Source organism: Umezawaea endophytica, assembly GCF_025061645.1.
Lineage (GTDB): Bacteria > Actinomycetota > Actinomycetes > Mycobacteriales > Pseudonocardiaceae > Umezawaea > Umezawaea endophytica.
This window is the reverse complement of the sequence record NZ_JANYMP010000015.1, coordinates 189,295-202,141: the sequence shown is the minus strand read 5'-3', so window position 1 is coordinate 202,141 and position 12,847 is coordinate 189,295. Positions and strand designations below refer to the sequence as shown.

The window sequence follows — 12,847 nt, the reverse complement described above, 5'->3', positions numbered from 1 at the left end:
CCTAGCCCTTTCCGATGATCTTCTTGAGGTGCGCGAGGCTGCGCGTGGTGTCCCGCACCGGGGTGTCGGTCGGACCGTCGTCACCGAGCGCGGTGTCCTGTTCGAGGACGAACCACCCGGTGTACCCCGCCTCTCGGAGGAGGGATACCAAGGCCTCCACGTCGACGTCACCGTCACCGAGTGGCACGTAGACGCCCCGCTGGACCGCGGCCGTGTAGCCGAGCCTCCCGGCGCGCACCTCCTCGGCGATCTCGGCCCGCACGTCCTTGAGGTGCACGTGACCGATCCGGTCCGGGTGGCGGCGGGCCAGGTCGACCGGGTCGACGCCACCGATCAGGAGGTGACCGGTGTCCAGGCAGAGCTGGAGTTCGGAGTCCGCGAGGAACCTCTCGACCTCGGCGGCGCGCTCCACGTGGGTGCCCACGTGCGGGTGCAGCACCGTGCGCAGGCCGTGGCCCGCGGCGACGTCGGCGATCTTCGCGGAGGTCTGGATCAGCGTCCGCCACTGCTCGTCCGTCAGCGCGGGCCGCTCGTCGTACCCGTCGAGCCCGGTCGCGGCGGCCAGCACCAGCACCCCGGCGCCCGCGGCGGCCAGCAGCGCGGCCACCCGGTCCGCTTCCTCCACGGTGGACGGGACCCGCGGCGGGTCGTGCAGCACGACGGCGAGGAACCCGCCGACCAGCCCGAGACCGTGCTCGGCCAGCAGCGCCTTCAGCTCCGCGGGGTCGGACGGCAGGTAGTCGGGCGGGCCGAGTTCGGTCGCGGCCAGCCCGAGCGACGCCATCTCGCCCAGCACCTGCCCGGACTCCAGCACCCGACCCCAGCCGGGCACCTCGCACACGCCCCAGGAGATGGGTGCGCCGGCGATCTTCGTCATGCGTTCACTCCCGTCAGGCGGATCGGCGCGCCGGAACGCCGGGACGCCTCGCACGCCTCGGCGAGGCGGAGGCTGATCAAACTCTCCCGCGCGGGGGACGGGTTCGCCACTTCGCCCGCGACGACCTGGGTGAACACGGTCATCTCGTTGACGTAGGCGCGGTGGAACCGCTCGGGGAAACCGGGGTAGGCGTCGTCGGCGACCACCGGGCCGCCGGGTTCCAGCGACGTCAGCGGTGTGCGGGCGTCGACGCCGACAGCCAGCGAGTCCTTGCTGCCGAGCACCTCGATGCGGTGGTCGTAGCCCAGCGGGTCGTGACGGCCGCCCGCCAGGGTGGCGTGCGCGCCACCGGCGAACTTCAGCATCACCACGGCGTTGTCCACGTCGTCCGCGTCGGCGAAGGCCTGGTGCACCAGGACCGAGCCGGACGCGTACACCTCGACGACGGGTTCGCCGACCAGCCACGGGATCGCGTCCAGGTCGTGGATCAGCAGGTCGCGGAAGATGCCGCCCGACGCGGGCAGGTAGCCGAAGTCCGGCGGCTGGGCGTCGTTGCCGATGGCCCGCACCAGGTAGACGTCCCCGACCTCACCCGCGCGGACGCGCCGGTGCAGCTCGAACACGGCGGGGTCGAACCGGCGCTGGAACCCGACCAGCACCTCCACCCCGGAGGCCTCGACGTCGTCGACCAGCGCCCGCATCTCGTCCAGGTCGCTGGCGATCGGCTTCTCGCACAGGGCGGGGACCTTCGCGGCCAGCGCCGCGCGCAGCAGCGCCGGGTGCGTGGTCGTGGGGGTGGCGAGGAGGACGCCGTCACTGGCCGTGAGCAGCGCGTCGAGGTCGTCCACGGCCTTCGTGCCGGGCAGTGCGGCCGACGCCACCGCGGCGCGACCGGGGACGGGGTCGAAGAGGAGCACCTCGTCGACCTGGTCCAGCGCGGCGAGGTTGGTGGCGTGCATCGTGCCGATCCGGCCGACTCCAGCGACTCCGATCCGCATGCGGAGGGTCTCCGTCCTGGTAGGAGGTCTGTGGCGTTAGAGCGCTCTATTGGTTGGAGCGCTCCAATGCTGTAGCTTCCGTCACACGGGTGTCAAGGGGGCGTTTCCGGCTCGTGACCCGCGAACGAGGAGGTGGCGGTGGTCAGGCCGACCATGGAGGACGTCGCCAAGCGGGCGGGCGTGTCCCGCGCGCTGGTGTCGCTGGTGATGCGCGGGTCACCCAAGGTGAGCGAGCAGCGACGCGGCGCGGTGCTCCGCGCGGCGGAGGAACTGGGCTACTCGCCGCACGCCATGGCGCGCTCGCTGGCCAGCCGCACGTCGACCGTGCTCGGGGTGATGGTCTCCGACCTCCACAACGCGTTCTTCGCCGAGGTCGTGGACGGCCTGGACGCGGTGGCGCGGGAGCAGGGCTTCGAGCTCATCATCAACACCGGCGGCCGGAGCCCGGCGCGGGAACGGCGGGCGCTGGACAGCCTGCTCTCGTTCCGGCCCGCTGGCCTGGCCCTCCTCAGCCCCGTCGTGCCGACGGCGGCCATCAGCAACGCCGCCGACCACCTGCCGATCGTCCTGGTGGCCAGGTCGTCACGGGTCTCCGGCGTCGACACCGTCAACGACGACGGCGAACAGGGCGTCGGCCTGGCCGTGGACCACCTGGTCTCGCTCGGCCACCGGGACGTCGTCCACCTGGACGGCGGCGAGGGCAGCCAGTCCGGCCCGCGCCGCCGCGGTTTCGTCAACGCCATGGCGAAGCACGGCCTGGAGCCCAGGGTCGTGGCCAGCGAGTACACCGACGCCGCGGGCGCGAGGGCCGTCCAGGAGCTGCACCGGGGCGGCCGGATGCCCACGGCCGTCATCTCCTGCAACGACTTCAACGCCGTCGGCGCGATCTCGGCGCTGGAGGAAGCGGGGTACCGCGTCCCGGAGGACGTCTCGGTCGTCGGCTACGACAACACCTCGCTGGCCGCGCTCCGCCACGTATCGCTCACGACGGTCGACCAGCCCCGCAACGAGATCGGCAGGCTGGCGGCCGAAGCACTGCTGCAACGGGTGCGCGGTGAGCGGACGGAACCGGTCCGCCACCTGCTGCACCCGTCGCTCGTAGTCCGGAACACCACAGCCGCCCCAGGAGGACCGTCTTGAGCTCCACCATCCCGCACTGGATCGACGGCGCCCGCACCACCGGGGTGTCGACCCGGACCGCGGCCGTCTTCAACCCGGCGACCGGCGAGGTCGCGAAGCACGTCGGGCTCGCCGACCAGTCCGATGTGGACCTCGCGGTCGCGTCGGCGGTCAAGGCCGCTGCGTCCTGGTCGGAGTCCTCCCTCGCGACCCGCACCCGGATCCTGTTCGACTACCGCCACCTGCTGCACGAGCACCGCGACGAGCTGGCCGCGATCATCACCTCCGAGCACGGCAAGGTGCTGGACGACGCCGCGGGCGAGATCCAGCGCGGCCTGGAGGTCGTGGAGTTCGCGTGCGGCATCCCCCAACTCCTCAAGGGCGAGCACTCGGAGCAGGTGTCGCGCGGCGTGGACGCCTACTCGGTGCGCCAGCCGCTGGGCGTGGTCGCGGGCATCACCCCGTTCAACTTCCCGGTGATGGTCCCGATGTGGATGTTCCCGGTGGCCATCGCGAGCGGCAACGCGTTCGTCCTCAAACCGTCGGAGCGCGACCCGTCGGCGTCGGTGCGGCTGGCCGAGCTGTTCAGCGAGGCCGGTCTGCCGGACGGCGTGCTCAACGTCCTGCACGGCGACGCGACGGCGGTGAACGCCCTGCTGGACCACCCGGACGTCGCGGCGGCTTCGTTCGTGGGCTCGACCGCCATCGCCAGGCACGTCTACGCGCGCGGCACCGCCGCGGGCAAGCGCGTGCAGGCGTTGGGAGGGGCCAAGAACCACATGGTCGTGCTGCCGGACGCCGACCTAGACGTCGCGGCGGACGCCGCCGTCTCGGCCGGGTACGGCAGCGCGGGCGAACGCTGCATGGCCATCTCCGTGGTGGTCGCCGTCGGCGACGCGGCCGACACCCTGGTCGAGAAGATCGCCGAGCGGACCACCGGCCTCACCACCGGTCCCGGCACGGACCCCGCGTCGCAGATGGGTCCGCTGGTCACCGGCGCCCACCGCGACAAGGTGACGGCCTACGTGGACACGGGCGTCGCGGAGGGCGCGGCGCTGGTGGTGGACGGCCGGGGTTTCGCGCCGGACGGCCACGAGAACGGCTTCTGGCTGAAGCCGACGCTCTTCGACCACGTCACCCCGGACATGGCGGTCTACCAGGACGAGATCTTCGGCCCGGTGCTCGGCGTGGTGCGGGTGCCCACGTTCGAGGCGGCCGTGGACCTGGTCAACGCCAACCCCTACGGCAACGGCACGGCCATCTACACCGGTGACGGCCTGGCGGCCCGCGAGTACCAGCGGCGGGTGCACGTCGGCATGGTCGGCATCAACGTCCCGATCCCGGTCCCGATGGCCTACTACTCCTTCGGCGGCTGGAAGGACTCCCTGTTCGGCGACACCCACGTGCACGGCGCGGAGGGCGTTCGCTTCTACACCAGGGCGAAGGCGGTCACCGCCCGCTGGCCGCGCCAGCACGGCATCGACCTGGGCTTCCCGACCCACGGCTAGGAACGGGCCCGGTCCACGGCACGAGGGGTGCCGTGGACCGGGCTCGCTCAGACGTCGATCTTCTCGCGGTCGGGGGAGGCGGGCTTGTCCGGCCGCACCAGCTTCCGGATCAGCGGGAAGAACAGCAGCACCGCGATGATCACGTAGACCACGACGGCGAACGGCGTGTTCACCAGCCCGACGAGGTCGCCGTCGGACAACTGGAGCGCCCGCCGCATCTGCTGCTCGGCGGCCGGTCCGAGGATCACGCCGATGATCGCGGGCAGCACCGGCAGGCCGTAGCGCCGCATCACGAACCCGAGCACGCCGATCACGAACATCACCAGCAGGTCGAACACGTCGGCGTTGACCGCGTAGGCCCCGACGCTGGCGAAGAACAGGATGCCCGCGTACAGGTACGGCCGCGGGATCCGCAGCAGCTTGGCCCACAGCGGCGCCAGCGGCAGGTTCAGCACCAGCAGCAGCGTCAGCCCGATGAACAGGGACGCGATCAGCCCCCACACCAGCGAGGACTCGCGCTGGAACAGCAGCGGACCGGGCTGGATGCCGTACTGCTGGAACGCCGCCAGCATCACCGCGGCCACCGCCGTGGTCGGCAGCCCCAGCGTCAGCATCGACACCAGGGTCCCGGCCGCGGACGCCGACGCGGTCGCCTCCGGCCCGGCCACGCCCTCGATGGCGCCCTTGCCGAACTCGTCGCGGTGCTTCTTCGACAGCCGCTTCTCCGCCACGTACGACAGGAACGTCGGGATCTCCGCGCCACCGGCCGGGATCGCGCCGAACGGGAACCCGATGAACGGCCCGCGCAGCCACGGCTTCCAGGCCCGCTTCAGGTCGGCCCGCCCGAGCCACGGCCGTCCGACCGGGATGGCCTCGCTGGTGGTCCGGCGGAGGTGGGCCGCGACCCACAGCGACTCGCCGACGGCGAACAGCGCCACGGCCACGATCACCACGTCGATGCCGTCGGCCAGGTGCAGCGACCCGAACGTCAGCCGCTGCTGCCCGGTCATCTCGTCCAGGCCGACCAGCCCGATGGTCAGGCCGATCAGCAGCGAGGCGACCCCGCGGATCCGGGAGGCGCCGAGCACGGACGTGACCGCGATGAACGCCAGCACCATGATCGCGAAGAAGTCCGGCGCGCCGATGTCCACCGCGTACTTCGCCACGGTGGGGGCCAGCAGCACGAGCATCGTCGTGCCGATGATGCCGCCGATGAAGTGGCCGATCGCGGCGGCGGCCAACGCCTGCGACCCACGTCCCTTGCGCGCCATGGGGTTGCCGTCGATCGCGGCGACCACGGCCGCGCTCTCGCCAGGGGTGTTCAGCAGGATCGACGTGGTGGACCCGCCGAACATCCCGCCGTAGTAGATCCCGGCGAACATGATGAACGCGCCGGTCGGCTCCAGCCCGTAGGTCACGGGGAGCAGCAGCGCCACGGCCATGGCGGGCCCGATCCCCGGCAGCACGCCGATCGCGGTGCCGAGCAGCACGCCCAGCGCGGCCATGGCCAGGTGCGTCGGCGTCAACGCGGTCGCGAAACCGTCCATCAACTGCTGGAACATCTAGAGCACCCCCATCAGCGGGCCACCGGGCAGGGGGACACCGAGCAGGTTGTTGAACACCAGGAACGTCGCCACGGACAACCCGGCGGCGATCAGCGGGTCGCGGACGAAGTGCCTGCTGCCCAACGCGTACGCGGCGCCCCAGAACAGCACCGCGCCGGAGATCGGGAAGCCGACCACGCCGATCAGCGCCGCGTTGGCCAGGAAAGCCCCGCACAGCAACAACACCGTGCGGAAGTCGGCCGGCGCCGTGAGGTCGACGTCCTCGCCGCCCTCGGCCTCACCACGGCCGCCGCGCAGCACGTCCCGCGCCAGCAGCACCGCGACCAGGAGCAGCAGCGATCCCACCAGGATCGGCACGGCCTTCGGTCCGACGGGCCCGCGCTGCGCGAAGTCCGTGTGGATCCGCAGCGCGTCGACCAGCACCACGACCCCGAGCACCACCAGGACGGCCGACACCCCGAGCTCGGACCGCTCCCTCAACCACGCCTTCGTCGTCGTCATGCCAGCCCCAAGTCCTTCAGCACCGTCGCCACCCGCGTGTTCTCGTCCTCCAGGAAGGAACCGAACTGGTCGCCCGGCGCGAAGGCGTCGGTCCACCCGTTCCGCTCCAGCGCTTCCTTCCACTGCTTCGTCGAGTGCAGCGTCGTGAAGAGGTCCACGAGCCGCTCGCGGTCGACGTCCGGGATGTCCGGCGGCGCCACGATCCCGCGCCAGTTGCTGAACTTCACGTCGACGCCCGCCTCGGTCAGCGTCGGCGCCTCCACGCCGGGGATCCGGTCCGCGCTGGTCACCGCCAGCACCCGCAGCGTCCCGGCCTGGATCTGGTCGCGGTACTCGCCGATGCCGGAGACGCCGAAGGCGACCTTCCCGCCGAGCACGGACGCGAGCAGCTCGCCGCCGCCGTCGAACGGGATGTAGTTGACCGTCCTGGGCTCCAGCCCGACGGCCTTGGCCATCAGCATCGGCGCCAGGTGGTCGGGGCCGCCGGGGGAGGACCCGCCGCCGACCGGCACGCCGCCCGGATCCGCCTTCCACGCGGACACCAGCTCGTCCAGGTCCCGGTAGGGCGAGTCCTTGCCGACCACCACGATGTCGGGCTCCTCGATCAACTTCGCGATCGGCGTGGTGTCCAGCAGCGACGACGGGGACTTGTTCGTGTAGACGGAGCCGACCACGCCGAGCCCCATGGACATGACGAGCTTCCCGTTGCCCTTCTCCGCCACGGTCCGCCCGAGCCCGACCGTGCCGCCCGCGCCGGGCAGGTTGAACACCTCGGCGTTGCGCAGCAGGTCCGCGTCCTCCATGGCCTTGGCCGCCGTCCGCGCGGTGATGTCGTACCCGCCGCCGGGAGCGTTGGGCACCAGCACCCGCAACGCCCGGAGCTGTCCCGCCGTGCTCTCCCCGCCGGGCGTGAGCAGCGGTGGCAGGACGACCACAGCCGCCACCGCGGCCCCCACCGCCATCCAGTTCCTGATCCGCACTGTGATCTCCGCCTCTCTGCGCCTGGCTGGGATGTTGCCCGCGTGTTAACCGGAAGTCCCGATTGCGGGCGTAGCGGTTCTTTTGGTCTTTGTGGTCGCGCGCACCGCCGCTCCGGAGGTCCTACTGTCACTCCCACGCGACGGAGCGGGAGGGGTGCATGGGCGGTCGGGGTTCGCTGGCCAGACAACTGCTCGCCTGGCAACTGGTAGTCGTCCTCGCGCTGCTCTGCGCGGTGGGCGCGCTGTCCGTCGTCCAGGCGGGTGCGAACTTCACCACCACCGAGGGACGCCGGATGCTGTCCGTCGCCGAGGACGTGGCCGCGACGGCGGGCGTCCGGCTGGCGTTGGCGGACCCGCTGCGGCACTACGCGCTGGCGCCGTTCGCGGAGAGCGGCCGGAGCCTGTCCGGAGCCTCCTACGTGGTGATCACCGACGCCTCGCGGCGGGTGCTGACCTCGCCCGACCCCGTGCAGATCGGCCAGGCGCTGGACATCGGCGACAGCACCGCGCTCGACGGGCGGTCGTGGGTCGGCTCGCTCGGCGGCGCGATCGTGGCGCAGGTGCCGGTGATGAGCGACCGCGGGGCCGTGATCGGGCTGGTCGCGGCCGGCCAGGAGTCGCCGGGGTTCTTCGAGGGCGTGCTGGACTCCCCCGGTGACGCGCTGCGGCTGCTCGGGGTGGCGCTGGCCATCGGGGTCGTCGGGTCGGTGCTGCTGACCCGCCGGGTGAAGAAGCAGACGCTCGGGTTGGAGCCGAAGGAGATCACGTCGCTGGTGGAGCACCGGGAAGCGCTGCTGCACGGGATCAAGGAGGGTGTGGTCGGCCTCGACCCGCAGCACCGGATCACGCTGGCCAACGACCACGCCCGGTCGTCGCTGGACCTACCCGTGGACTGCGTCGGCCGCGAGGTCGCGGAGCTGGACCTGGACTCGCGGCTGCTGGACGTGCTGACCGGCCGGGCGTCCGGCGCGGACCAGGTCGTGCTGCGGGCCGGGTCGGTGCTGACGCTGAACCGGATGCCGATCGCCGTGCACGGCGTCGAGGTCGGGGCCGTCGTGACGCTGCGGGACCGCACCGAGCTGCTCGTGCTGCAAAACGAGCTGGACGCCAACCGGCACGCCACCGACACGCTGCGGGCCCAGGCCCACGAGTTCAGCAACCGGCTGCACACGATCTCCGGGCTGATCGAACTCGGCGAGTACGACGAGGTCCGCGGCTTCGTGCACCGGATCAGCTCCGCGCAAGGGCAGTGGCAGGCGGAGGTCGGGTCGCGGATCGCCGACCCCGCCGTGGCCGCGCTGCTGATCGCCAAGTCCAGCCTGGCCGCCGAGCGCGGCGTCGGGTTGGAGATGGATCCGGACAGCCGGCTCGACGAGGTGGACGAGGTGCTGTCCACGGACCTGGTGACGGTGCTGGGCAACCTGGTCGACAACGCGCTGGACGCGCTCGCCGGTGCCCGCGGCTCGATCTCGGTGGCCGTCGCCGAGGAGGACGAGCCGGAGGACGACGGCGTCGGGAGCCGCCGGACGGTGGTGGTCGAGGTGCGGGACTCCGGGCCGGGTGTGGCGCCGGACATCGCCGAGGAGGTGTTCGAGAACGGGTTCACCACCAAGGCCGCCGAACAGGGCCAGCGGGGTCTCGGGCTGGCGTTGACCAGGCAGACGTGCCTGCGGCGGGGCGGGAGCGTGCGGGTGCACAACGCCGACGGCGCCGTCTTCACCGCACGGCTGCCGCGCGAGGTGGCGTTGTGATCCGGGTCCTGGTCGTGGACGACGACTTCATGGTGGCGAAGGTGCACAGCGGGTACGTGTCCAGGACGCCGGGGTTCGAGGTCGTGGGCGTGGCCCACACCGGCTCGGACGCGCTGCGCCTGGTCCACTCGCTGCGGCCGGACCTCGTGCTGCTGGACATCTACCTGCCGGACGTCGACGGGCTGGAGGTGCTGCGGGAGCTGCGGGCTCGGGGCGACGAGGCCGTGGACGTCATCGTGATCACCGCCGCCACCGACGTGGACACCGTGCGCAGCGCCATGCGCGGCGGAGTGCTGCACTACCTGATCAAGCCGTTCGAGTTCGCCGCGCTGCGCGACCAGCTCGCGCACTTCGCCGCGCTGCACCGGAAGCTGGACCGGCTGGGGTCGGCGGGCCAGGCCGACGTGGACCAGGTGTTCGGCGGCCGCCCCAGCTCCGCGCCCGTGCTGCCCAAGGGCTTGACCGCGCAGACCGCCAACCTGGTCGAGCGGGCGCTGCGGTCCCGGCTGGACGGGCTGTCGGCCAGCGAGTGCGCCGAGCTGACGGCGTTGGCGCGGGTCAGCGCACGGCGGTACCTGGAGCACTTCGTGACCACCGGCCGGGCCGAGGTGCGGCTGCGGTACGGCGGCACCGGACGGCCGGAGCGGCAGTACGTCTGGCTGGGGCGCTAGTCGTCGTACCCGCCGCTGCGACCGCGCTTGGTGATCGCGCGGCGCTTCTTCTCCGCGATCCGGCGTTCCTTCGACCCGCGGCTCGGCTTGGTCGCGCGGCGGACCGGCGGTGGAGCGGCCGCGGCGTCCCGCAGCAGGGTCGCCAGGCGGGCACGGGCGGCCATGCGGTTCTGGAGCTGGGCGCGGTGCTCGCTGGCCGCCACCGTCAGCACGCCGTCCACCAGGCGGTTCGCCAGCCGTTCGACCATGCGGGTGCGCAGCCACTCCGGGACCGACGCGGAGGACGCCAGGTCGAAGCTGAGCTCGACCCGGCTGTCCGCCGTGTTCACGCCCTGGCCGCCGGGACCCGACGACCGGGAGAACCGTTCGCGCAGCTCGGCCGCCGGTACCACCAGCGTCCGCGTCACGGTCAAGTCGTCAGCCACCCGCGCAGCCTAGAACCTCAGCCCTGGCAAGGTCACGATCTTTACCAGCTCGTCGGCCGTGAGCGGCTGGCGGTCGATGGTCGGCGCGGTCTCCGCCTTGCGGCCCGCGGCGACCGCGGCGGTGGAGACGTTCGAGACCGAGGCGTACACCTTCGTCCCGTCCGCGCGCAGCAGGACGACCATGGTGAGGACCTCGCCCGCCGTCCCGAAGGGAGTCTTGGTGATCTGCACATCACCACCGTCGACGGTCCGGGACTCGCAGGTCGCCGGGGGGTCGCAGGCCGCTCGGGAGAGGTTCGAACCCCTGCCGCCGACCAGCACGTTGATCGTGCCCGTCTGCCCGTCGGCCGTGACGAGGTCGGCGCTCGCGGAGTACTCGGCCCGTTCCGGCACGAACACGAGCGGATCCGGGTGCGTGCGCCTGCCGGACGTCTTGGCGGTGAGCCCCGCGGGCACGACGTGGCCCTCGGCCAGCACCGCGGTGAGCTGCTCGGCGCGCTCCGCGGTCGTGGGCTCGCACGGCTTCGGCGGGGCGGTCGTCACCGTGGGGACGACCGACTCCACGGCGCAGCCGACACCCGCCGCCTCCACCCGGCCACCGCCCACCGCGCCCGCCAGCACCGAGGCGCCGAACCCCGCCACCGCGACGACCGCGACGACACCGCCCAGAACGGCGGCCCTGCGCCTGCGCAGCCGGGTCCGCCCGTTCCGGAGCACCTCGTCGCGGTGGACGCGCAGCGGCGGCTCGTCGGCGAAGACCGAGCCGAGCACGCCCTTGATGTCGTTGTCGTTCATCGCTGTTCCCCCAGGGCGACGTGGTCCGCACCGAGCAGGGCGCGGAGAGCCGCGAGCCCCTTCGAGGCCTGGCTCTTGACGGTGCCCTCGGTCCGCCCGAGCAACCGGGCGGTCTCGGACACGGACTGGTCCTCCCAGTAGCGCAGCACCACCACGGCCCGCTGCCCCGGCGGCAGCTTGGCCAGCGCGGTGAGCACGTCGACCCGGTCTTCCGAGCGGGCGGCGTCGCCGCGCGGTTCGGGGATCGTGCCGACGGTTGTCTCCCGACGGCGGTAGGCGCGGCGGGACTCGTCGACGGTCGTGTTCACCAGCACCTTGCGGGTGTAGGAGTCGACCCCACCCGCGCGGACCAGTCTCGGCCACGCCACGTAGAGCTTCGCCAGAGCCGTCTGCACCAGGTCTTCGGCGCGGTGCCAGTCACCGCACAGCAGGTACGCGGTTCGCCGCAGCACCAGTGCGCGCGCGTCCACGTACTCGGAGAACTCGCGGTCGCGATCTCGCATGGGCCCTCCCCTCGGTCGCCGCCCTATACGTGGACGGCGACCGGGGAGGTTGCCTCAGAAACGGGGGTGGTCGCCCGCGAGCGTGGCGCGCGGCGCGGCGGCGTCGTCGGCCTTGTTGACCTCGCCCAGCACCCAGGCGGGCACGTGGCGGGCGGTGAGCACGGCCAGTGAGCGGTCGACGTCCTCGGGGGAGACGACCGCCATCATGCCGACGCCCATGTTGAACGTCCGCTCCATCTCCTCGCGCTCGACCCGGCCGCGCTGGGCGATCAGGGCGAACACGGGGTCCGGCGTCCAGGTGCCGCGGTCCAGGTCGGCGCGGACGCCCGCCGGGAGGACGCGGGCCAGGTTGGCGGTCAGACCGCCGCCGGTGATGTGCGCGTACGTGCGCACGTCGGCCTCCGTGGCGAGCGCGAGGCAGTGCTTGGCGTAGATGCGGGTCGGCTCCAGCATCTCCTCGCCGAGGGTGCGGCCGAACTCCTCGACGTGGCCCTCCAGCGGCATCCTGGCGATCTCCAGGAGCACGTGGCGGGCCAGCGAGTAGCCGTTCGAGTGCAGGCCGGACGAGCCCATGCCGATGACGACGTCACCGGGCTTGACCCGGTCCGGGCCGAGCATCTTCGACGCCTCGACGACACCGACACCGGTGCCCGAGATGTCGTAGTCGTCGTCGCCCATGAGGCCGGGGTGCTCGGCCGTCTCGCCGCCGAGCAGCGCGCACCCGGCCAGGACGCAGCCCTCGGCGATGCCCTTGACCAGCGCGGCGATCTTGTCCGGGACGACCCGGCCGACGGCGATGTAGTCCTGCATGAACAGCGGCTCGGCGCCGCAGACGACCAGGTCGTCCACGACCATCGCGACCAGGTCCTGGCCGATGGTGTCGTGCTTGTCCATGGCCTGCGCGACGGCGATCTTCGTGCCGACGCCGTCCGTGGAGGCCGCGAGCACCGGCTCCTTCCAGCGGTCGAGCTTGAGCTGGAACAGGCCCGCGAACCCGCCGATGCCGCCCAGCACCTCGGGCCGGTGCGCCTTCGCCGCCCAGGGCTTGAGCTTCTCCACCGCCTCGTCCCCAGCGGCGATGCTCACTCCGGCCGAGGCGTAGGTCGCCTTGGCGTTGTCGGTCTCGGCACTCACGTCAACGTGCTCCATCGTGG

12 protein-coding genes and 1 pseudogene are annotated in these 12,847 nt (G+C 72.3%); 4 read left to right on the top strand and 9 right to left on the bottom strand.

Annotation, left to right across the window (positions count from 1 at the left end; genetic code table 11):
* Position 1: 1 nt before the first annotated feature.
* Together NZH93_RS29005 and NZH93_RS29000 are read right to left on the bottom strand one after the other, a co-directional pair.
* Complete coding sequence (locus NZH93_RS29005) at positions 2 to 877, bottom strand: TIM barrel protein (protein WP_259626399.1); 876 nt, start codon at positions 875 to 877, stop codon at positions 2 to 4.
* Positions 874 to 1,878: pseudogene (locus NZH93_RS29000) on the bottom strand (Gfo/Idh/MocA family protein); the annotation flags it as partial. The gene NZH93_RS29005 and the pseudogene NZH93_RS29000, both read right to left, overlap by 4 nt.
* Before the next feature lie 135 nt (positions 1,879 to 2,013).
* Between NZH93_RS29000 and NZH93_RS28995 the strand changes: the two are divergent.
* Positions 2,014 to 3,015 carry a LacI family DNA-binding transcriptional regulator gene (locus NZH93_RS28995; protein ID WP_259626397.1) on the top strand — a complete coding sequence of 334 codons (1,002 nt, stop codon included), beginning with the start codon at positions 2,014 to 2,016 and terminating at the stop codon, positions 3,013 to 3,015.
* Positions 3,012 to 4,502 (top strand): CoA-acylating methylmalonate-semialdehyde dehydrogenase, encoded by a 1,491-nt coding sequence (locus tag NZH93_RS28990; protein ID WP_259626396.1) that lies wholly within the window; start codon positions 3,012 to 3,014, stop codon positions 4,500 to 4,502. Before NZH93_RS28995 ends, NZH93_RS28990 begins: the two co-directional genes overlap by 4 nt.
* 47 nt (positions 4,503 to 4,549) lie before the next feature.
* On the opposite strand, the gene NZH93_RS28985 is transcribed toward NZH93_RS28990, so the two are convergent.
* From NZH93_RS28985 to NZH93_RS28975, 3 genes are read right to left on the bottom strand one after another with little or no spacing between them, the layout of a single operon-like run.
* A complete protein-coding gene (locus NZH93_RS28985; protein WP_259626395.1) occupies positions 4,550 to 6,064 on the bottom strand; it encodes a tripartite tricarboxylate transporter permease in 1,515 nt (504 codons plus the stop codon).
* Complete coding sequence (locus NZH93_RS28980; protein ID WP_259626394.1) at positions 6,065 to 6,568, bottom strand: tripartite tricarboxylate transporter TctB family protein; 504 nt, start codon at positions 6,566 to 6,568, stop codon at positions 6,065 to 6,067. It lies immediately after the preceding gene.
* Complete coding sequence (locus NZH93_RS28975; RefSeq protein ID WP_259626457.1) at positions 6,565 to 7,530, bottom strand: Bug family tripartite tricarboxylate transporter substrate binding protein; 966 nt, start codon at positions 7,528 to 7,530, stop codon at positions 6,565 to 6,567. Before NZH93_RS28975 ends, NZH93_RS28980 begins: the two co-directional genes overlap by 4 nt.
* Before the next feature lie 176 nt (positions 7,531 to 7,706).
* Here NZH93_RS28975 and NZH93_RS28970 point away from each other — a divergent pair, with 176 nt between their 5' ends.
* Together NZH93_RS28970 and NZH93_RS28965 are read left to right on the top strand one after the other, a co-directional pair.
* Complete coding sequence (locus tag NZH93_RS28970) at positions 7,707 to 9,299, top strand: sensor histidine kinase (RefSeq protein WP_259626393.1); 1,593 nt, start codon at positions 7,707 to 7,709, stop codon at positions 9,297 to 9,299.
* Positions 9,296 to 9,970, top strand: a complete 675-nt coding sequence (locus NZH93_RS28965) for a response regulator (protein ID WP_259626392.1) — start codon at positions 9,296 to 9,298, stop codon at positions 9,968 to 9,970. The genes NZH93_RS28970 and NZH93_RS28965 overlap by 4 nt, the downstream gene beginning before the upstream one ends.
* On the opposite strand, the gene arfB is transcribed toward NZH93_RS28965, so the two are convergent.
* From arfB to purM, 4 genes are read right to left on the bottom strand one after another with little or no spacing between them, the layout of a single operon-like run.
* Positions 9,967 to 10,395, bottom strand: a complete 429-nt coding sequence (arfB, locus tag NZH93_RS28960; protein ID WP_259626391.1) for an alternative ribosome rescue aminoacyl-tRNA hydrolase ArfB — start codon at positions 10,393 to 10,395, stop codon at positions 9,967 to 9,969. The two genes, NZH93_RS28965 and arfB, sit on opposite strands and share 4 nt — an antisense overlap.
* A gap of 9 nt (positions 10,396 to 10,404) precedes the next feature.
* Positions 10,405 to 11,190 (bottom strand): hypothetical protein, encoded by a 786-nt coding sequence (locus NZH93_RS28955; protein ID WP_259626390.1) that lies wholly within the window; start codon positions 11,188 to 11,190, stop codon positions 10,405 to 10,407.
* Complete coding sequence (locus NZH93_RS28950; RefSeq protein WP_259626389.1) at positions 11,187 to 11,693, bottom strand: SigE family RNA polymerase sigma factor; 507 nt, start codon at positions 11,691 to 11,693, stop codon at positions 11,187 to 11,189. Before NZH93_RS28950 ends, NZH93_RS28955 begins: the two co-directional genes overlap by 4 nt.
* A gap of 54 nt (positions 11,694 to 11,747) precedes the next feature.
* Positions 11,748 to 12,842 carry a phosphoribosylformylglycinamidine cyclo-ligase gene (gene purM / locus NZH93_RS28945; RefSeq protein ID WP_259626388.1) on the bottom strand — a complete coding sequence of 365 codons (1,095 nt, stop codon included), beginning with the start codon at positions 12,840 to 12,842 and terminating at the stop codon, positions 11,748 to 11,750.
* Positions 12,843 to 12,847: the final 5 nt, after the last annotated feature.

Bases quoted from the DNA above. Each gene is read 5' to 3' on its own strand.
- NZH93_RS28985 (WP_259626395.1), bottom strand. From the start codon at position 6,064: ATGTTCCAGCAGTTGATGGACGGTTTCGCGACCGCGTTGACGCCGACG.
- NZH93_RS28970 (WP_259626393.1), top strand. From the start codon at position 7,707: ATGGGCGGTCGGGGTTCGCTGGCCAGACAACTGCTCGCCTGGCAACTG.
- purM (WP_259626388.1), bottom strand. From the start codon at position 12,842: ATGGAGCACGTTGACGTGAGTGCCGAGACCGACAACGCCAAGGCGACC.
- NZH93_RS28980 (WP_259626394.1), bottom strand. From the start codon at position 6,568: ATGACGACGACGAAGGCGTGGTTGAGGGAGCGGTCCGAGCTCGGGGTG.
- NZH93_RS28975 (WP_259626457.1), bottom strand. From the start codon at position 7,530: ATGGCGGTGGGGGCCGCGGTGGCGGCTGTGGTCGTCCTGCCACCGCTG.
- NZH93_RS28950 (WP_259626389.1), bottom strand. From the start codon at position 11,693: ATGCGAGATCGCGACCGCGAGTTCTCCGAGTACGTGGACGCGCGCGCA.
- NZH93_RS28955 (WP_259626390.1), bottom strand. From the start codon at position 11,190: ATGAACGACAACGACATCAAGGGCGTGCTCGGCTCGGTCTTCGCCGAC.
- NZH93_RS29005 (WP_259626399.1), bottom strand. From the start codon at position 877: ATGACGAAGATCGCCGGCGCACCCATCTCCTGGGGCGTGTGCGAGGTG.